This is a genomic window from Cupriavidus sp. 94F1, from assembly GCF_057798875.1.
Genome location: NZ_JBYOJT010000010.1, coordinates 52,112 through 71,016, shown reverse-complemented (window position 1 = coordinate 71,016; position 18,905 = coordinate 52,112). Strand labels below are relative to the sequence as shown.

At 66.6% G+C, this 18,905-nt stretch carries 17 protein-coding genes; 3 read left to right on the top strand and 14 right to left on the bottom strand.

All coding sequences use genetic code 11. From position 1 onward, the window contains the following. Nucleotides 1-12: 12 nt before the first annotated feature. Complete coding sequence (mdtD, locus tag AC3FJ6_RS21500; RefSeq protein ID WP_488773659.1) at nt 13-1,419, top strand: multidrug transporter subunit MdtD; 1,407 nt, start codon at nt 13-15, stop codon at nt 1,417-1,419. Between the two features lie 100 nt (nt 1,420-1,519). Here mdtD and AC3FJ6_RS21495 read toward each other — a convergent pair whose 3' ends face one another. The 9 genes from AC3FJ6_RS21495 to AC3FJ6_RS21455 form a co-directional block, all read right to left on the bottom strand. Then, the gene (locus tag AC3FJ6_RS21495) at nt 1,520-2,488 is read right to left on the bottom strand and encodes a threo-3-hydroxy-L-aspartate ammonia-lyase (protein WP_488773658.1); all 969 of its coding nucleotides are present in this window, start codon (nt 2,486-2,488) and stop codon (nt 1,520-1,522) included. 48 nt (nt 2,489-2,536) lie between these two features. Continuing rightward, nucleotides 2,537-3,514 carry an ornithine cyclodeaminase family protein gene (locus AC3FJ6_RS21490; RefSeq protein WP_488773657.1) on the bottom strand — a complete coding sequence of 326 codons (978 nt, stop codon included), beginning with the start codon at nt 3,512-3,514 and terminating at the stop codon, nt 2,537-2,539. Next, complete coding sequence (locus AC3FJ6_RS21485; protein WP_153948046.1) at nt 3,504-4,130, bottom strand: helix-turn-helix transcriptional regulator; 627 nt, start codon at nt 4,128-4,130, stop codon at nt 3,504-3,506. Before AC3FJ6_RS21485 ends, AC3FJ6_RS21490 begins: the two co-directional genes overlap by 11 nt. Nucleotides 4,131-4,282: 152 nt before the next feature. After that, nucleotides 4,283-7,030 carry a molybdopterin-dependent oxidoreductase gene (locus tag AC3FJ6_RS21480; protein ID WP_488773656.1) on the bottom strand — a complete coding sequence of 916 codons (2,748 nt, stop codon included), beginning with the start codon at nt 7,028-7,030 and terminating at the stop codon, nt 4,283-4,285. A 46-nt stretch (nt 7,031-7,076) separates the two neighbouring features. Next, nucleotides 7,077-8,336 carry an NAD(P)/FAD-dependent oxidoreductase gene (locus tag AC3FJ6_RS21475; RefSeq protein WP_488773655.1) on the bottom strand — a complete coding sequence of 420 codons (1,260 nt, stop codon included), beginning with the start codon at nt 8,334-8,336 and terminating at the stop codon, nt 7,077-7,079. An 89-nt stretch (nt 8,337-8,425) separates the two neighbouring features. Next, nucleotides 8,426-8,824: a nitrite reductase small subunit NirD gene (gene nirD, locus AC3FJ6_RS21470; RefSeq protein ID WP_488773654.1), complete on the bottom strand. Its 399-nt coding sequence runs from the start codon at nt 8,822-8,824 to the stop codon at nt 8,426-8,428. Between the two features lie 15 nt (nt 8,825-8,839). After that, nucleotides 8,840-11,401 carry a nitrite reductase large subunit NirB gene (gene nirB, locus AC3FJ6_RS21465; RefSeq protein ID WP_488773653.1) on the bottom strand — a complete coding sequence of 854 codons (2,562 nt, stop codon included), beginning with the start codon at nt 11,399-11,401 and terminating at the stop codon, nt 8,840-8,842. A gap of 47 nt (nt 11,402-11,448) precedes the next feature. After that, nucleotides 11,449-12,762: an MFS transporter gene (locus tag AC3FJ6_RS21460; RefSeq protein WP_488773652.1), complete on the bottom strand. Its 1,314-nt coding sequence runs from the start codon at nt 12,760-12,762 to the stop codon at nt 11,449-11,451. Between the two features lie 336 nt (nt 12,763-13,098). After that, entirely contained in the window at nt 13,099-13,584 is a 486-nt protein-coding gene (locus AC3FJ6_RS21455; RefSeq protein ID WP_488773651.1) for a winged helix-turn-helix transcriptional regulator, read from the bottom strand. A gap of 88 nt (nt 13,585-13,672) precedes the next feature. Here AC3FJ6_RS21455 and AC3FJ6_RS21450 point away from each other — a divergent pair, with 88 nt between their 5' ends. Next, entirely contained in the window at nt 13,673-14,296 is a 624-nt protein-coding gene (locus tag AC3FJ6_RS21450; RefSeq protein ID WP_488773650.1) for a GNAT family N-acetyltransferase, read from the top strand. Nucleotides 14,297-14,331: 35 nt separating this feature from the next. Here AC3FJ6_RS21450 and AC3FJ6_RS21445 read toward each other — a convergent pair whose 3' ends face one another. Then, nucleotides 14,332-15,198: an EamA family transporter gene (locus tag AC3FJ6_RS21445; protein WP_488773649.1), complete on the bottom strand. Its 867-nt coding sequence runs from the start codon at nt 15,196-15,198 to the stop codon at nt 14,332-14,334. A gap of 205 nt (nt 15,199-15,403) precedes the next feature. Here AC3FJ6_RS21445 and AC3FJ6_RS21440 point away from each other — a divergent pair, with 205 nt between their 5' ends. After that, nucleotides 15,404-16,123 (top strand): SDR family NAD(P)-dependent oxidoreductase, encoded by a 720-nt coding sequence (locus AC3FJ6_RS21440; RefSeq protein WP_488773648.1) that lies wholly within the window; start codon nt 15,404-15,406, stop codon nt 16,121-16,123. A gap of 14 nt (nt 16,124-16,137) precedes the next feature. On the opposite strand, the gene AC3FJ6_RS21435 is transcribed toward AC3FJ6_RS21440, so the two are convergent. The 4 genes from AC3FJ6_RS21435 to AC3FJ6_RS21420 form a co-directional block, all read right to left on the bottom strand. Beyond that, the gene (locus tag AC3FJ6_RS21435; protein WP_488773647.1) at nt 16,138-16,533 is read right to left on the bottom strand and encodes a type II toxin-antitoxin system VapC family toxin; all 396 of its coding nucleotides are present in this window, start codon (nt 16,531-16,533) and stop codon (nt 16,138-16,140) included. Continuing rightward, entirely contained in the window at nt 16,530-16,964 is a 435-nt protein-coding gene (locus AC3FJ6_RS21430) for a hypothetical protein (RefSeq protein ID WP_488773646.1), read from the bottom strand. The genes AC3FJ6_RS21435 and AC3FJ6_RS21430 overlap by 4 nt, the downstream gene beginning before the upstream one ends. A gap of 126 nt (nt 16,965-17,090) precedes the next feature. After that, nucleotides 17,091-18,398 carry a type II toxin-antitoxin system HipA family toxin gene (locus tag AC3FJ6_RS21425; RefSeq protein ID WP_488773645.1) on the bottom strand — a complete coding sequence of 436 codons (1,308 nt, stop codon included), beginning with the start codon at nt 18,396-18,398 and terminating at the stop codon, nt 17,091-17,093. Further along, on the bottom strand, nt 18,395-18,688 hold the full coding sequence (locus AC3FJ6_RS21420) for a helix-turn-helix domain-containing protein (RefSeq protein ID WP_488773644.1): 294 nt from the start codon (nt 18,686-18,688) through the stop codon (nt 18,395-18,397). The genes AC3FJ6_RS21425 and AC3FJ6_RS21420 overlap by 4 nt, the downstream gene beginning before the upstream one ends. Between the last annotated feature and the right edge of the window lie 217 nt (nt 18,689-18,905).

Below are 18,905 nucleotides of genomic sequence, written 5' to 3'. Positions count from 1 at the left end.
GAATCCGCCGCCATGCCCCAGGACCCCAAGCTGCGCATCATGCTTTGGGTGGTGGCGGTGGGATTCTTCATGCAGACGCTCGACTCCACGATCGTCAACACCGCCTTGCCGTCGATGGCGCGCAGCCTGGGCGAGAGCCCGCTGCGCATGCAGTCGGTGGTCATCGCCTATTCGCTGACGATGGCCGTGATCATTCCGGCGTCGGGCTGGCTGGCCGACCGCTTCGGCACGCGCACGATCTTCCAGACGGCCATCGGACTGTTCGTGCTGGGGTCGCTGCTGTGCGCCTGGGCCCCCACGCTGCCGATGCTGTCCGCCGCCCGCGTGGTGCAGGGGGCGGGCGGCGCGATGCTGCTGCCGGTGGGCCGGCTGTCGGTGCTGCGGACGTTTCCGCGCGAGCAGTATCTGCAGGCGCTGAGTTTCGTGGCGATCCCCGGCATGATCGGGCCGCTGATCGGCCCGACGCTGGGCGGCTGGATCACGCAGACGTTTTCCTGGCACTGGATCTTCCTGATCAACGTGCCGGTGGGTGTGATGGGCGCGATTGCCACGGTGAAGTACATGCCCAACGCGCGTCTGCCGGGCATGGGACGTTTCGATATCGCGGGCTATGCGTTCCTGGCCATCGCGATGGTGACGCTGTCCTTTTCGCTGGACGGGCTGGCCGGCATGGGGTTCCAGCACGCCACGGTGCTGATGCTGCTGATCGCCAGCATGGCGGCGCTGTCGGCCTACGTGCTGCATGCGCGGCGCAGCAAGATGCCGTTGTTTCCGCTCAAGCTGTTTGACATCCATAGCTTCAGCGTGGGCCTGCTGGGCAACCTGTTCGCGCGGATCGGCAACGGCGCCATGCCGTTCCTGATTCCGCTGACGCTGCAGGTCAGCCTGGGGTATTCGCCGTTCAATGCCGGCCTGATGATGGTGCCGGTGACGGTGGCCGGCATGGCGTCCAAGCGGCTGGCGACGCGGCTGATCGAGCAGTTCGGCTACCGCAAGGTGCTGGTCACCAATACGTTCCTGGTGGGGCTGGTGATGGCGTCGTTCGCGCTGATCTCGCCGGACCGGCCGCTGCCGATGGTGATCGTCCAGATGGCGATCTTCGGCGCGGTCAATTCCGTCCAGTTCACGGCCATGAACACCGTCACGCTCAAGGACCTGAGCGGGGTCAACGCCAGCAGCGGCAACAGCATGCTGTCGATGGTGCAGATGCTGTCGATGAGCCTGGCCGTGACTTCGGCCGGCGCGCTGCTGGCCACGTTCCAGGCCGGCATCGGCTCCCACCACTTCGACGTGCTGCCGGCCTTCCACGCCACCTTCATCTGCGTGGGGCTGATCACCTCGGCCTCGGCCTGGATCTTCATGCAGCTCGATCCCGAGAAGGTCGTGGTGGCCAGGGCGCAGCCATCGGAAGAGGTGTAGGAGGCAATGCCCCCGGTTTTCTCCCCTCTCCCACTTGTGGGAGAGGGGCGGGGGAGAGGGTCAGCCGTTCAAATGGCAACAAGTCGGCGCCATCGGTACGTCAACGCCCCATCAGCTCGCAGAACCATGAGATATCGACGTTGCCGCCGCTGATGAGGATGCCCACGCGCTTGCCCTTGAGCTGATCCTTGATCTGCAAGGCGGCCGCCAGGCCCAGGGCGCCCGTCGGCTCGACGATCATCTTCATGCGCTCGGCGAAGAAGCGCATGGCTTCCACCAGTTGCGCGTCCGACGCGGTCAGGATGTCGTTGACGTCGCGCCGGATGATCGGGAACGTGTAGTTGCCCAGGTGCTGCGTCTGCGCGCCGTCGGCAATGGTCTTGGGCGTGTCGATATGCACGATCGCACCGCTGTGGAACGACTGCTGGCCGTCGTTGCCGGCCTCGGGCTCCACGCCGTACAGCCGGCACTGCGGCGCCAGCGCGCGCGTGGCCAGTGCCGTGCCGGACAGCAGTCCGCCACCGCCCAGCGGGGCCAGCAGCACGTCGAGCGGACCCACTTCGTCGAACAGTTCCCGGGCGGCGGTGCCCTGGCCGGCCATCACATCGGGATGGTCGTACGGCGGAATCAGCGTCATGCCGTGCTTCTCGGCCAGGTCGCGGCCGATGGCCTCGCGGTCTTCCTTGTAGCGGTCGTACATCACCACCGTGGCGCCGTAGCCCTTGGTGGCGGCCACCTTCAACGCCGGCGCGTCCTGCGGCATCACGATGGTGGCCGGCATGCCCAGCAGCTTTGCCGACAGCGCGATGCCCTGCGCGTGGTTGCCCGACGAGAAGGCGACCACGCCGCCCTTGCGTTGCTCCGGCGTGAACTTCGACAGCGCGTTGAACGCGCCACGGAACTTGAAGGCGCCCATGCGCTGGAAGTTCTCGCACTTGAAGAACACTTTGGCGCCAAGCCGCTCGTCGAGCGTGCGCGAGGTGTTGACCGGGGTGCGGTTGGCGTAGCCTTCCAGCCGCTTGGCAGCGGCCTCGACGTCGGCGTAGGTGGGCAGTTGCAGGGTCGTCATGGTGGTATCGGGTGCGGGATGCAGGGTCTGGGAAGGAAGGGAAGGGGCTTACCAGGGCCAGGCCAGGCGCGTGCCGGTGCCATCGGCCACGGCCCGTTCATGCAGAAAGCGGGCGACGGTCAGGTCTTGCAGCGCCAGGCCGGTCATGTCGAATACGGTGATGTCTTCGGCCTGCCGCTGGAACGTGGCGGCGCCGGTCAGCACGTCGCCGATCTCGATGCAGTGCAGGTCGGGCGACCACTGGCACTCGCCGATGCTGCGCGCCTGTTGCAGGTCGTCGGCCACGATGCGGGCGCGTTCCAGCACGCCTTCGGGCAGTTCGCGCTTGCCGGTGGTGTCGGCGCCCACGCAGGTCAGGTGGGTGCCGGGTTGCACGGCGGCGGCGTCGAACAGGGCGCCGCCACCGGTCGTGGCCGTGATCACGACATCGCTCTGGGCCACGGCGGCATTGCGGTCGGTGGCCAGCGCGATCTGGCAGCGCCCGGCGAATTCGGCTTCGAAGCTGGCGCTGGGCGCGCCGCTGGCGCTGACATAGCGCACGTCGGTCAGCGATGGCAGCAGCGCCAGCGCATACGACAGCTGCACGCGCGCCTGTACGCCGGTGCCGAACACGCATACGCGGCGGCTGTCCGGGCGTGCCAGGGCCTTTAGCCCGATGCCGCCGGCGGCGCCGGTGCGCGCCGTGGTGATCGCGTTGCCATCGAGCATGCACAAGGGCCGTCCGGTCGCCGGATCGATCAGCACGATGGTAGCCTGGTGCGGCTCGCCGCCGCGTTCGCGGTTGCCAGGCCAGAATCCCGCAGCCTTGAAGCCGAGCAGATTCTGCCGACCGACGTCGCCGGCCTTGATGCCAAACACGCCGCCGGTCGCCAGCTTTTCGCGGATCAGCGGAAAGACGCGCCCCTCGCGATGGCTGTGCAGGATAAAGGCCTCGCGCACGGCGGCCAGGACATCGTCGGGGACCAGCGCCGCTTCCACGGCGTGCTTGTCGAGCAGTAGCAACTGCGCGGCGGAATTAGCGTGCATAGCTGTAGACGGTTGCGCGCGACACGCCTAGGTGTGCCGCGATGGTTTCCATGGCCCGGCGCACTTCCAGCAGGCCGGACGCCTTGAGTTCGGCCAGCAGCGCGCGCCGCTCGTCGGTCTTCAGCGCGCGGGGCGTGGTGGCCAGCCGCGCCGCGAAGGCGTCGATGCGCGAGCGCAGCACTTCGGTGCTGGCGGGGTCGAGCGTTTCCTCGGGTCCGTCGGCGGCGGTCTGCACGAACTGCCCCATGGCCATCTGCAGGCTGCGGAACAGCGTCAGGTCCACGTTCATGCACAGCGCGGCGATGTAGCGGCCGCTGCTGTCCTTGATGCCGATGGACGTGCTCTTGGCCAGGCGGCCATCGGCAAACTGGTTCGCGTAGTTGGCCAGCACCTGCGGATAGTCGGGGTCCGTGATGCGGGCTTCGCCCAGTTCCGTGGTGGGATCGCCCACGGCGCGACCCGACAGATTGTTGTGGATGGCCAGGATCGACTGGCCAGGCTCCAGCAGGTCATGCACCACGACCTCGCAGAACGGCGCCAGCGTCTGGCCCAGGCCATCGGCAATCTGCTTGAGCTGGTCCAGCAGCAGACGCTGCTCGGGCGTACGTTGCATCATCTCGGACGATGGAATTAGAGGAAATTCGATGCTGGACAGTTTGTATAGTGCTGGACTAAATGTCAAGAACCGGGCGTGAAAATGGCGCGGGAGCCGCATGGGCTGCCGCGCCATTTGCCGATTTCGCTGGTATCGCCGATTCGTGAACGCGCTCAGGCCGCTTCGGTGATCCGAATCTCCGCCAGCAGCTTGCGCAGTTCCGGCACGCACGACCCGCAGTTGCCGCCGGCCTTCACGCAGGCGGTGATGTCGGCCGGCGTCTTGAGATCGTGCCTGCGCACCGCGTCGCAGATCGTATTGCGGCCCACGCCGAAGCAGGCGCACACCGTGGGGCCGGCATCGGCGGTTTTCTCCATCGGCTGGCCCAGCAGCAGGCCGATACGGTCGGGGTCTTCCAGCCGATCCTGCCCGAACAGTTGCGAAAGCCAGGCGCGCGACGGCAGATCGGCCCGCGTGGACACGTAGACGCACGCTTCCAGCCGGTCGTTGACCACGAATCCCGCGTGATAGACCCCGGCCGAGCGGTCTTCGTATTCAAGCCAGTCCGCGTCGGGGTCGTGCACGCCCAGCAGCGCCCGCGCCCAGGCGGCGCGGTCAGCGACGGTTTCCCGGCCGGCGAATTCGTAACGCTGAAACTGCTTGCCCTGGATGCGCGTCCAGTAGGTCAGCGAATCGGCCGGCAGCGCGTTGCGGCTCAGCACGAAGCCGTGCCACGAGACTCGGAATTCCTCCACGCGCACCGGCGTGTGCTTGAACTCGGGCTCGCCCGAGACCGGATCGACCACCGGATTGACCACGGCACCCACGCGCGCATCGGAACTGAACTGATCGTTCCAGTGAATCGGCACGAACACGCTGCCCCGCGCAATGCCGCCGCCAAAGCGCACCCGGGCCACCATGGCGCCCCAGCGGCTGGTCACGCGGGCGAGCTTGCCTTCGCCCACGCCGCACAGCAGGGCGTCCTGCGGGTGCATGTCGACAAACGGCTCGGGCAGGTGGTCGGACAGCCGCGCCGCCTTGCCGGTGCGCGTCATGGTGTGCCACTGGTCGCGCACGCGGCCCGTGTTCAGGATCAGCGGGAATTCGTCGTCGGCCGCGTGGGCCGGCGCGCGGGCCGCGGTCGGCACGAAGCGGGCGCGGCCATCGGCAAAGGCATAGCGGCCGTCCTCGAACAGGCGCTCGGTACCACCCGGCGTGGCGGCGCGGTACGGCCATTGCACCGGCGCGAAGGCGTCGTATTCGTCCTGGGTCAGCCCGACCAGACCGCCAATATCGAACATGCGCGGCGCGTCGCGGTCGCTGGCATCGCCGTTTCGCCAGGCCGAGAGCCGTGCATGTTCGTCGAAGATCTCGTGCGGGGTCTGGTAGTCGAAGCCGGCGAAACCCATGCGGCGGGCCACGTCGCACAGGATGTCCCAGTCGGCGCGGGCCTCGCCGGGGGGCGGCAGGAAGGCGCGCTGGCGCGAAATGCGGCGCTCGGAGTTGGTGACCGTGCCGTCCTTCTCTCCCCAGCCCAGCGCGGGCAGCAGCACGTGCGCGGCGTCATTGGTATCGGTATGCGTGATGATGTCTGACGACACCACCAGTTCGCACCTGGCCAGCGCACGGCGTGCCTGGTCGGCGTCGGGCAGGCTGACCACCGGGTTGGTGGCGATGACCCACACGGCCTTGACCTGGCCGGCCTCGATGGCGTTGAACAGGTCCACGGCCTTGAGGCCGGGCTTGTCGGCCATGTGCGGCGACTGCCAGAAGTCCTGCACGATGTCGCGATGCACCGGGTTGGCCAGTTCCATGTGCGCGGCCAGCATATTGGCCAGCCCGCCCACTTCGCGCCCGCCCATGGCGTTGGGCTGCCCGGTCAGCGAGAACGGACCCATGCCCGGACGGCCGATGCGGCCGGTCAGCAGATGGCAGTTGATGATGCTGTTGACCTTGTCGGTGCCCGCCGACGACTGGTTCACGCCCATCGAGAACGCCGTGATGACCTTTTGCGTACCGGCGAACAGTGCGAAGAACGCTTGCAGGTCCTGCGGATCGAGCTTGCAGGCACGGGCGAGGGCGGTCAGATCCCCGGCATCGGAACCGTCGGCATCGGCCACGGCCAGTGCGTCTTCCAGGCCGGCCGTGTGGGCATCGACAAAGGCCGCGTCGGTGTGGCCGTGGCGCGCCAGGTAGCCGAGCAGGCCGTTGAACAGCCGTACGTCGGTGCCGGGGCGCAGCGGCAGGTGCAGGTCGGCCAGTTCGCAGGTGGCGGTGCGGCGCGGATCGATGGCCACGATCTTCATGTCGGGCCGCGCTTCCTTGGCGCGCGTCAGGCGCTGGAACAGGATCGGGTGGCACCAGGCCGTGTTCGAGCCCACCAGCACCACCAGATCGGCCTGTTCCAGGTCTTCGTAGCTGCACGGCACCAGGTCTTCGCCAAACGCGCGCTTGTGGCCGGCCACGGCCGACGACATGCACAGCCGCGAATTGGTGTCGATGTTGGCCGAGCCGATAAAGCCCTTCATCAGCTTGTTGGCGATGTAGTAGTCCTCGGTCAGGATCTGGCCCGACACGTACAGGGCCACGGCGTCGGGGCCGTGCCTGGCGATGACGTCGGCAAAGCCGCTGGCCACCTTGTCGAGCGCCTGGTCCCAGCTCACGCGATGCAGTGATCCGTCGGCATCGCGCAGTTGGGGATGGAGCAGGCGGCCGTCCAGGCTGACCGTGTCGCCCAGCGCCGAGCCCTTGACGCACAGGCGGCCATGGTTCGACGCGTGGTCGGCATCGCCTTGCACTTCCACCTGGCCGTCGGCGCGCGCGGTGGCGCGTACGCCGCAGCCCACGCCGCAGTAGGGGCAGGTGGTGGAGACCGTCTTGGTCGAGGTGGTGGCAACCACGGCAATATCGGACAGGTTCACGGCAGAATCTCTTCGGTCGGGGGCGGCGCGGGCCGGGGAGCTTGTGTCAGGCCGCCAGGGCCTCGCATTGCGCCTGGCCAAACAGCAGGCGCTGACGCAGCGCGGCCACGGGCTTGCCGGACTGGATCAGGTCGAAATACCACGGGCCATCCTTCACGTCGCCATACAGCACGGCGCCGACCAGCCGGCCGTCCTGCAGGACCAGGCGCTTGTAGACACCGCGGCGCGGATCGCGCAGGACGAGGTCCTCGCTGCCTTCGGCACCGATGAAATCGCCGGCCGAGTACAGGTCCACACCCGTCACCTTGAGCTTGGTGGCCGTGGCCTGCTGCACGTAGCGCCGATGCCCGGCGCCGGCCAGATGCGCGGCGCAGACGCGGGCCTGGTCCCAGATCGGGGCCACCAGGCCAAACGTGGCGTTGCGGTGCTGCACGCATTCGCCCACGGCGTAGATGCGTGGATCGAATGTCTGCAGCGTGTCGTCCACCACGATGGCGCGCTCGCAACGCAGGCCGGCGCCGGCGGCCAGCTCGATATTGGGGCGCACGCCGGCGGTCATCACCACCAGGTCGGCCGGAATCCGCGTGCCGTCCTTGAACAGGACGCCGGCCACGCGGTCCTGGCCAAGAATGCCGGCCGTCTGGGCGCTCAGCAGAAAGCGCAGGCCCTTGCGTTCGAGCGCCAGCTTGAGCAGGTCGGCGGCGGGTTTGTCCAGCTGGCGCTCCATCAGGCTGTCGGCCAGATGCACCACGGTGACATCCATGCCTTGCCGCATGAGGCCATTGGCGGCCTCCAGACCCAGCAGGCCGCCGCCGATCACCACCGCGTGGCGATGATTGCGGGCGGCGTGCAGCATGGTTTCCACGTCCTGGATGTCGCGGAAGGCGATCACGCCGTCCAGCGTATGACCCGGTACCGGAATGATGAACGGCCTGGAGCCCGTGGCCAGCAGCAGGCGGTCGTAGTGGACGGCCTTGCCGGAAGCCGAGCGCACGGTGCGGCGCGGCCGGTCGATGGCCACCACGGGGTCGCCGGCCAGCAGTTCGATGCCGTTCTCCGCGTACCAGTCGCGCGTGTTGAGCATGATGTCGTCGACGGTCTTCTCGCCGGCGAGCACCGGGCTCAGCAGGATGCGGTTGTAGTTGCCGTGCGGCTCGGCGCCGAACACCGTGATGTCGTACAGGTCCGGCGCGAGCTTCAGCAGTTCCTCGACCGTGCGCATGGCGGCCATGCCATTGCCAACCACCACCAGCCGTGGCTTGGCCAGGGTGGCGGGAGACGAGGCGGGGGGCGTCGTGGACATCATCTTCTGGGGGCCTGTTTGCGTAATGGCGTGTTGGCGTGTTGGCGTAATGGCGTGTTGGCTACGGGCGTGCTCGAAGACAGGGCTGCGGGTCAGGCGGCCATTTCTTCCTCTACCTTGCCCGCCTGGGCCTCGCGCTGGACGACCGAGGCCGCCACCCAGACCTTGCCGTCATAGACGCGCGCGGCGTAGGCGTTGACAGAGTGCTCGGGCGCCTCCAGGCACTCGCCGGTGCGCAGGTCGAAGTGGTGCTTGTAGATTGGCGACGCCACCACCACGCGCTCGCCGAGGCTGCCGACCAGCCCGCGCGACAGCACGTTGGCCTGCGAATTGGGGTCGAAATTGGCGATGGCATAGACCTCTTCGCCGCGGCCGACGCGGAAGACCGCCACCTGCTGCCCGTCGACCAGTGCGCAGACACCAGTATTGGGCACGATATCGCGCAAGGTGCAAATCGCGGTCCAGGTTTCGGGATGGTGGGTTTGGCTCATCACGTTCTCCTTGTGTCAGGCTGCTTTTGCGGGCACGGCGACCACGGGAATGTGGCTCAGGCGGGAACGCTGCAAGTTCCGTTCCTCCGGCGTGGCGGGGCGGATCTGGCCCCGTTCCTCCAGGAAGACCAGGTTGTCGTCGCGCATGTCGCTGTTGACGAAGTGGCGGAATCGCTTGCGGGTTTCCGGATCGGTGATGGCCTTCTTCCACTCGTCCTCGTAGGTGTCCACCACGTGCTGCATGTCGGCTTCCAGTTCGGCGCTGATGCCCAGCTTGTCGTCGATGACCACGGCCTTCAGGTAGTCCAGGCCGCCTTCGAGGTTGTCGCGCCAGGTGCTGGTGCGTTGCAGGCGGTCGGCGGTGCGCACGTAGAACATCAGGAAGCGGTCGACGTAGCGGATCAGCGTGTCGCGGTCCAGGTCGCCGGCCAGCAGTTCGGCGTGGCGCGGCTTCATGCCGCCGTTGCCGCAGACGTAGAGGTTCCAGCCCTTTTCGGTGGCGATGATGCCCACGTCCTTGCCCTGGGCTTCGGCGCACTCGCGGGTGCAGCCCGACACGCCAAACTTGATCTTGTGCGGCGCGCGCAGGCCCTTGTAGCGGTTTTCGATGTCGATGGCCAGGCCAACCGAGTCGTCCACGCCGTAGCGGCACCACGTGGAGCCCACGCACGACTTGACGGTGCGCAGCGACTTGCCGTAGGCGTGGCCGGATTCGAACCCGGCCGCCACCAGTTCTTCCCAGATCAGCGGCAGTTCTTCCAGGCGGGCGCCGAACATGTCCACCCGCGCGCCGCCGGTGATCTTGGTGTACAGGCCGTATTTCTTGGCCACCTGGCCCACGGCGATCAGGCCGTCGGGCGTGACTTCGCCGCCGGGCATGCGCGGCACCACGGAGTACGTGCCGTCCTTCTGGATATTGGCCAGGAAGTAGTCGTTCGAATCCTGCAGGCTGGCATGTTCTTCCTTGAGCACGAATTCGTTCCAGCACGATGCCAGGATGCTGCCCACGGTGGGCTTGCAGATGTCGCAGCCCAGCCCCTTGCCATGCGTGGCCAGCAGGTCATCGAAGGTCTTGATCTTGCCCACGCGCACCAGGTGGTACAGCTCCTGGCGCGAGTACGGGAAGTGCTCGCAGACATGGTTGTTCACGGCCATGCCCTGCTTCTTCATTTCCGCCTTCATGATCTGCGTGACCAGTGGCACGCAGCCGCCGCAGGCCGTGCCGGCCTTGGTGCACGACTTCAGCGCGCCGATGCTGGTGGCGCCATCGGTCACGGCCGCGCAGATCTGGCCCTTGCTGACGTTGTTGCACGAGCAGATCTGGGCCGTGTCGGGTAGCGCGTCGGCACCCAGTGCCGGCCGGGCCTGTCCGTCCGACGACGGCAGGATCAGGAATTCCGGCGATTCGGGCAGTTCGATGCGGTTCAGCATCATCTGCAGCAGCGTGCCGTACTCGGCGGCATCGCCCACCAGCACGCCACCGAGCAGGTACTTGCCGCAGTCGGACACCACCAGCTTCTTGTAGACCTGCTTGCGCTCGTCGGTGAACTGGTACGAGCGGCTGCCCGGCGCATTGCCGTGCGGGTCGCCGATGCTGGCTACGTCCACGCCCATCAGCTTGAGCTTGGTGCTCATGTCGGCGCCGGTGAACCGGGCGGCCTCGCCCCGCAGATGGCGGGCGGCCACGCGGGCCATATCGTAGCCCGGGGCCACCAGGCCGTAGATCTTGCCCTCCCACAGCGCGCATTCGCCGATGGCGTAGATGTCCGGGTGCGAGGTCAGGCAGTTGTCGTCGATCACGATGCCGCCGCGCGGGCCGATGGCCAGGCCGCTGTCGCGGGCCAGTTCGTCGCGCGGACGAATCCCGGCCGAGAACACGATCATGTCGGTGTCCAGATGCGTGCCATCGGTAAAGTTCATGCGGTGCGTGCCGTCCACGCCATCGACGATCTCCACGGTGTTCTTGCCCGTGTGCGCCTTCACGCCGAGGTCTTCAATCTTCTGGCGCAGCATGCGGCCGCCGCCGTCGTCGACCTGTACGGCCATCAGGCGCGGGGCGAACTCCACCACGTGGGTGTCCAGGTTCATGTCGCGCAGCGCCTTGGCGCACTCCAGGCCCAGCAGGCCGCCGCCGATGACCACGCCCGACCTGGCGCGGCGGCCGCATTCCAGCATCGCCTTCAGGTCTTCGATGGTGCGGTAGACGAAGGTGTCCTTGCGGTCCTTGCCCGGCAGCGGCGGCACGAACGGGTACGAGCCGGTGGCCAGCACCAGCTTGTCGTAGGCCAGCGTCTCCCCGGTAGACGTGGTGACCGTCTTGGCGGCCGTATCGATGGCCGTGGCCCTGGCATTCAGGCGCAGCAGCATGTTGTTGTGCTGGTCGAAGAAGCCCGCCGGCACCAGCGACAGGTCATCGGCCGACTTGCCGGCGAAGAATTCCGACAGGTGGACGCGATCGTAGGCGGGGCGCGGCTCCTCGCAGAGCACCGTCACTTCCAGGTCTTGTGCGCCGGCCTCTGCCAGGCATTCCAGGAACTTGTGGCCGACCATGCCGTGCCCGACGATGATGATCTTCATGATGCTTTCCTTGTCCGGAGAGTCGTAACGTGGTTTGTTGGCGTCGATCAGTTGGCCAGCGCGCTGTCGTACAGGGCTTGTTCCTGCGCCTTGTGCTCGGCGCTGAAGCGCACGGCGATGGCGCACAGCGCGGCCAGCGTGGCGGCCACGCCCAGGTACGTCAGCGTCTGCTGCAGGTCGCCCAGGCCTTTCATCAGGAAGCCCGCGGCCACCGCGCCGACGTTGCCGCCAGCGCCGATGATCCCGGCCACGCCGCCCAGCGCCTTGCGGTCGATGAACGGCACCAGCGCGTAGGTGGCGCCGCAGGCCATGTGCGTGAACAGGCCGAACGTCAGCATGGCGGCGACGGCGGTGACCACGCCCGCGGCATGCGCAAACGCCAGCAGGCCCAGGCCTTCGCCCAGAATGAAGACGAACAGCACGATCGACCGCGCGTCGAGGCCACGGCGGCGGGCCACGCGATCCGACACGTAGCCGCCCAACGCCCGGGCGAACAGCGCCAGCAGGCCGAAGCTGGCGGCGGCCATGCCGGCGGCGGACAGCGACAGGCCGAAGTGGTCGACGTAGTAGGTGGCGGCCACGTTGTGGATGAAAATTTCCACGCCGAAGCATGCGCCGTACGTGATGAACAGCAGCCAGACGCGGTAGTTGGCGCTGGCCGCACGGAAGCTTGCCCAGCCGCCACCGCCCTTGCCGCCGCTCACGGCGATGCCGCGGGCGCGCAGGTCCGAGAAGTTGCCTTCGGGGCAGTCCTGCGTGAAGCGCCAGTAGACAACGGCCATGATCAGCATCAGCACGCCCGGCACGATCAGCGCCACGCGCCAGCCCATGGCGTGGTCCACGCCCAGGAACAGCACGGCGGCCAGCAGCAGCGGCATCGCGCCCTGCGCGGCGCCGCCGCCAGCGTTACCCCAACCGGCCGACGCCGCATTGGCGGTACCCACCACGTTCGGCGCGAACATCACCGACGTGTGGTACTGCGTGATGACGAAGCTTGCGCCCACCGCCCCGATCAGCAGGCGAAAAAACAGGAAGGTCTCGTAGTTCTGGGCAAACGCCACGCCGATCACCGGCATCGCACCGATGGCCAGCAGGCCGGTGTACGTCTTGCGCGGACCGAAGCGGTCGCACATCGGGCCGATCACCAGACGTACCAGGATGGTCACGGCCACGGCGGCGATATTGATATTGGCAATCTGGCCGGGGGTCAGGCCAAACTCGCCCTTGAGCACCGGCATCAGCGGCGCGCAGGCAAACCACGCGAAGAAACAGACGAAGAACGCCATCCAGGTCAGGTGGAAGGCGCGCATCTGCGGGGTCTTCAGACTTAGCAGATCGATCCGGGTGGCTTTGCCGTTCATTCTTGGGCTCCAAAAACAAAAGGCGTCCCGAGAGGCTGGCGCTGATGAGCCAGTTCTGGGGACGCCGTTGTCCTGACGGCTGCTACCTACGGATAGCAGTCGTGCTGTGTGGGGTGGGCAGATCGCCGTTGACCGGCCCACGCTTCCTATCGCAAGCGGTGTGCCAGCCCCACCAAGTGGTGGAGTGGAGACTTCGAGAAGGGGGGAATGTCCTAAATAGTGCCGTATGGAGCACTAATCCACATCATGGTGCGGCGCCAGAGTTGGGCGGGCGCACCGCTATGGTGCGGTGCAATGTGCGGCGCCGGTGCGTGCGCAGGCCGCAGGCCCCTGCGGTCAGTCGTCCTTTTCGGCCTGCGGCAGCAGGGAAATCAGCTGCATGTCGGAGGGGGAGACCGGCTGATCGGCTTCGTCGATCAGTGCCGCGCGCACCTTGAGCCCGTTGACCCGTGAGCGGATCTCCGCCGGCCCCTGGCCATCGGCCTTCATATGGGCATCGCCCCACTGCATCAGGCCGACGATCACCGGCAGCAGCTCCACGGCGGCACGGGTAGGGCGGTAGGCAAAGCGTTCGCGCTCGCCTGGCGCCTTGTAGCTGACCTTGCGCAGCAGCCCCGCTTCCGTGAGCGTCTTCAGCCGCGCCGACAGCACGGCGGGCGAGCACTGGAGCCGCTCCAGAAAGTCATCGAAACGTTGGACGCCCGAAAACACGTCGCGCAAGATAAGAATTGTCCACTTTTCGCCAATCAGCGATAGCGTGGCCGCGATCGAGCATTGCGCGAAGGCTTCGGGCGACACAGGAGGCGGCAGTGACGTATTCATGATTTGAGGATAGCACTCTAACTTCATTTGAAAAAGTCAGGGTTTCGACTATAGTCCTGCCTACAGAAGATGAAGTCAGGGGTGGGCCATGAACGATGGCGACGACGCAGGCGACGGCAGTACGGGTTCGCGGATTGCGGAAGAACGGTGGACAGCACGCGGTGGCCAACAGGTGACGGTGCGTGCGGTTCGGGCGGCGGATCAGGCGGGGCTGCGCGCGTTTGTCGATGGCCTGTCGCGTGAGAGCCGTTACTACCGGTTTCTGACCGGAGGCCGGGTGACGGATGACATCATCCAGGGCTTTGTCGCCCACCATCCCCAGCGGGACGCCGCCATGGTGGTGACCGTGCGCGGCGAGGATGGTGGCGAATCGATCGTCGCCAACGCCGAATACGTGGTGAACGCCGACAACGTGGCGGAACTGGCCGTGGTGGTGGCGGACGACTGGCAAGGGCAGGGGTTGGGCCGGCGGTTGATCCAACGGCTGCAACAGATGGCGAGGACCAGCCGGCTGCAGGGTATGCGTGGCGACGTGCTGAGCGAGAACCGGCGCATGCTTGCCATCATGCGCGATTGCGGATTTGCCGCACGTCGCAATCCGGAGGACACCTTTCTGCATGAGGTCAGCCTGTCGCTGGTCGAGGCGCAGGACCGCGCGCCCCGGCCACAACGCGCGCATTGGCTGCCGCGCGACTGGTTCGCGGACAACTAACCCGCGTTCGCGCCCACGATGGGCGGTTTGACAGGTCAGTGCTTGCCGCGCGATGTCGCCGTACAGCCAATCGACGCGGTGATGATGGCGGCAATGGCCACCCACTGGATGGCCGTGAGCTGTTCGTGCAGGAATGCCAGGCCCGCCAGGGCACCCATGGCCGGTTCCAGACTCAGCAGAATGCCAAACGTCCTGCGCGGCAGCCGCTTCAGTGCGACCATCTCCAGCGAATAGGGAATCGCGCTCGACATCAGGCCGACCGCCAGACCGGAAAGCAGCAGCCCGGGGCTGAAGATCTGCGTACCGGCATGGCCAAGGCCGAAAGGCAGCGCCACCAGCGCCGCCATGGTCATGCCCAGCGAAGTCGCCTGCCCGCCATGCGCGTTGCCTGCCATCTGGCCGAACACAATATAGAGCGCCCAGCCCACGCCGGCCGCCAACGCATAGCCAATACCCACCGGATCGAGATGGGTGGAGGTCTCGCCCAGCGGCAGCAGCAGGACAAGGCCAGCCACAGCGCAGGCAATCCAGAGAAAATCGATGGCCTTGCGGGACGACAACACCGCAACGGCCAGTGGACCGGTGAATTCGATGGCGATCGCCAACCCCAGCGGGATGGTGCGCAGCGACATATAGAACAGCAGGTTCGTGGCTCCCAGCGCCGCCCCATATAGCGCAATGGCGCGGGCATGCTTGCCCGACAACGGGAAGCGCCACGGCCGCCAGACCGCGATCAGGATCAACGCCGCAAAGCCGACGCGCAGCGCAACCGTGCCCTGGGCGCCAATGGCGCCGAACAGGCTCTTGGCAAACGATGTCCCGACGCATAGCGACGCCATGGAGGCGATCAGGGCCAGCACGGCCAGCAGGGTTTCGCTCTGCTTGATGCGGGTGAGGGGCACTTCCTTGTCCTGGTACGGTAGGCCCGGCTAGGGGCGGTGCGGCATCTTGCCCGAACATCAGCGGGGCGGCCATACACAGATGCCGGTGCCGCTTGCTGTACAGTTGGGCGCGCCGGGCCGGGATGCGAGCCAGCGCCCGGACCGGCGCTGGCGGAGTCCCGGTCAAGGCACTATGGTGGAAGGACCGTTTTTGCCGGAGTTCACCATGGAAGCCAAGGCACCCCGTCGTCATGTCGTCATTACCGGCGCCGCCGGCGCGCTGGGTCGCGCCGTAGCCAGCCGGTTCGCCGGAGAGGGCGCACGGCTGGCGCTGATCGACCACAACCTGCAGCACCTGCAGAGCGTGTTTGCGCACCCCGAGCCCGACCACGGCGGCACGCTGCTGCATGCGGCCGACGTGACGTCCGACACGGCGATGGCCCCCGTGGCTGCCGCCATCCTCGACGCGTTCGGCACGGTCGACGTGCTAGTGCACGTGGCCGGCGGCTTCGAGATGGGCGAGTCCACCCACGCCTTGAGCCGCGAATCCTGGCAGCGCATGATGGACCTGAACGCCTGGTCGTTCGTCGCCGTCACGGGCCACTTCATTCCGGCCATGATGTTTCAGCGCAGCGGCAAGGTCGTGGCCGTTTCCGCGCGCGGCGCCGCCAGTGGCGCGGCCGCGATGGGCGCCTATACCGCTTCCAAGAGCGCGCTGCAGCGGCTCGTGGAAAGCCTGTCGCACGAGGTCAGAAGCTCGGGCATCAACGTCAACAGCATTGCCCCCAGCATTCTCGATACGCCCGCCAACCGCCACGCCATGCCGTCGGCCGATCCGGCGCAGTGGGTATCCACCGGCGCCGCCGCGCGGGCGGTGGCATTCCTGGCATCGGACGGGGCGGAGGCCATACACGGACAGCATCTGGTGCTGGACGGCCTGAGTTGAGCGTCCGCGATGCCTCATAGCGCCAGCCTCATGCCGATGACACGGGCGGCCTTGCGGTCGAAGGTGGCCGTGTGATGGCAGCCGGCGCTCTGGCAGGTCCGCTGGATCAGGCAGTCGGGGAAATCTGCGGACGTCTCCCTGAATAGGAGAAACGCCGACTCCACGATGGCATGGGACTCGATGACCAACTCCCGGCTTTTCAACAGCCATTCGAGAACGCGGGCCACTTCTGATCGCGTTGCTCCACGGATTCTCCTCATGACACGGATCAGTTCCACCAGTACAGCAATGGCAACGTAACCCGGAGCGTTTCGTGAAAGCGACGCCATCAACATGTCTGCTTTGGCAGTCAGGATGGGATCGTCCCGGGTAAAGAACCGGACGAGAATGTTGGTATCCAGCCCGATCATGCAAAGCTCCGGAGATACCTTGCACAGACTTCGGCATCAATGGCCGCTTCGATTTCGTCGTCCGTCAGGGGCGAGCCCTGCCTGCGGCCCGCCAGGCATCCTTTCAAGTCCATGATGGAGCAGGTTTGCCCCGGAGCGAGAGGGGGCAGGCCAAGTGTCGTTGTTGGGTCGGCATCGTGCATGTCAGGTGACTCGGCGTCGTCCACGGCTTGCGCGATGTCTTGCCGGCTTGGCGGGGGCCTGCGGCCAGCAAGGCACCCCTTCAAATCCATGATCGAGCAGGTTTCGCCGGGTGCCAGTTTCCGTAGTCCCAATGTGGTTGCCGGATCGGCGTCCTTCTCTATTTCACGCGACTGCGCGTCGTGCGGGTAGTCCGTCGTCACAGCCCCCACGTCCTTCAACGCAACATGCTGCTCTGCTTGATATTGCATGAGATTGACCCCTCTATTGTCTGGTTAAGCCGGCGCGATTCGCGCCCGACGAAACCATTCTGGGCCGCCGTCAAGCAGAAAAAAATGGGACGTGTCTCAAAATGCGTCCCGCATTGTGGTACCCGGTTATCGCCGGCGCAGCAATGCCAGCGGCAGGGTGCGCAGTCGTTCGAGCACCACGGATTTCATCGCCACTGGCGCCGGCAGCGAATCGAGCAGCGCGGGCCACCGTTCCTGGGCCATGGTCACGGCGTCCTTCACGGCTGCGACGGCGATGCGCTCGGCAATCCGGGCTTCGCGCGCGAAGTCCCGGTAGGTTTCGAGTGTCTGGCTGCGTTGCAGAAGATCGATGGCGACGTTCTGTCCGAAAGCCGCGAAGCCCGGCAGGGCGGCCACGCTGACGATGTCATAGGCCGGCGACAGCTCGGGCATCGTGCCATTGCGATAGAGGAACGAGAAGTTCTTCAGGTGAGCGTCGCTGTTGCCCAGCAGCGTATGGACGGCTTGCCGCATGAAAAATTGCCGGACGTCCTCGATGCCGCGTACGCTCAGCCGGTCCAGCAGCCGGACGATGGCCACGTAGGCGTCGTTGCCGGCGTACTTGCGTGCCGGCATGCGCGTCAGGATCTGGCAGCCGTCCTCGGCATGGACCCGGCCGCCGGGCTCGCGATCGAAGCGGTCCACTGCCAGGAAGTGCAGGTCCGCGCCCAACGCATCGGCCAGGCCCGGCACATCGATGGCCGCCAGCGGCTGCGGCCGGCACACGGCCACCGCCACGCCGGCTGCCTGGGCCAGTTGCATCGACACGTATTCGTTATAGATCTGGCTGTCGTCGTTGCGTGCCGGCAGCTTGGCGATCAGGTCGGACAGCCGCCCGTGGGTGGGCATGGTGTAGCGCCGGCCTGCGTGCGCGGTAGACAGCGCCAGCTTGTTCTGCACGCCGGACACCGAGGCGGCACCTTCGGTCGCGCCTTCCACGACGGCGATCTCGAGGTTGTCCGCGCCGCCCGTCACGCCGATGGTGCGGACATGATCGGGCAGGGTGTCCAGATTGGCCGGGCGCACGGTCAAGGCACCGGGCAGATCTTCGCCGGCCGCCGCCAGCACGCCGAAGTCGTCGCGATCATCGGGATGGTGACGCGTGGCCTCCAGCCGCTTGCGCAGTTCGCCCTCGGGCAGCAGCCCGGCAAAGTAGGGGGGAAGTTCGCCGCCGACGTTGTAGACCGCAGGGTGGAACGGATTCGACAGGATGGTGCCAGTCAACGGTTCGTTGCCGGGGATGGTCAGCGAGAGGCTAAGCGTCGGCCGGCCGGGATCGCCGCGAAATTGCTCGCCAGGCACGAAGCGCGTGGTTCGCCCGGCTTCGCAGAGGTAGCCGCAGAGTACGCCGTGCAAGTGCACGGACAGATAGCGCGGCCGGAGTTCGTCGCTCATGCCTCATCCCCGAGCAGCAAATCGACGGAAGTCGGGGCGCCCCTGTCAGGTCCGGCAGCCTTGCCGGCCAGCGTCTGCCGAACCTCCGCCAGATGCTCCTTGGGCACCAGCACCCACTCGGCGTCCAGCGCAGAGGCAATCGCATCGAGTGTCGAAGCGCGCACATCCTGCTTGCCGCTCAGGGCGACGGAGAGGTTGGAACTGGCCATGCCGATCAATCGGCCCACCTCCATTAGAGAGAGTTTCCGGAGCTTCCGAAGCGCGCGCAGTTGGTGGTCGAAATCGGACATGAGGCGAGTCGCAGGCCTGTTCTATTTATTAACATAGCATACGAGAGAGATTTATGTGTAAACATAAATATTTACACGATCTTATGTATTAAGATAAGGACGCAGCAGGCGGAAGCCGGCACTGGCCGATCCTTTCCTTGGCCGGCTGGGTCGGCTCGGTGGACTCGGTACTGAGGGCGGCCTGGCCCGGATGCGGGGTCTGCATGGCGATCTCCTG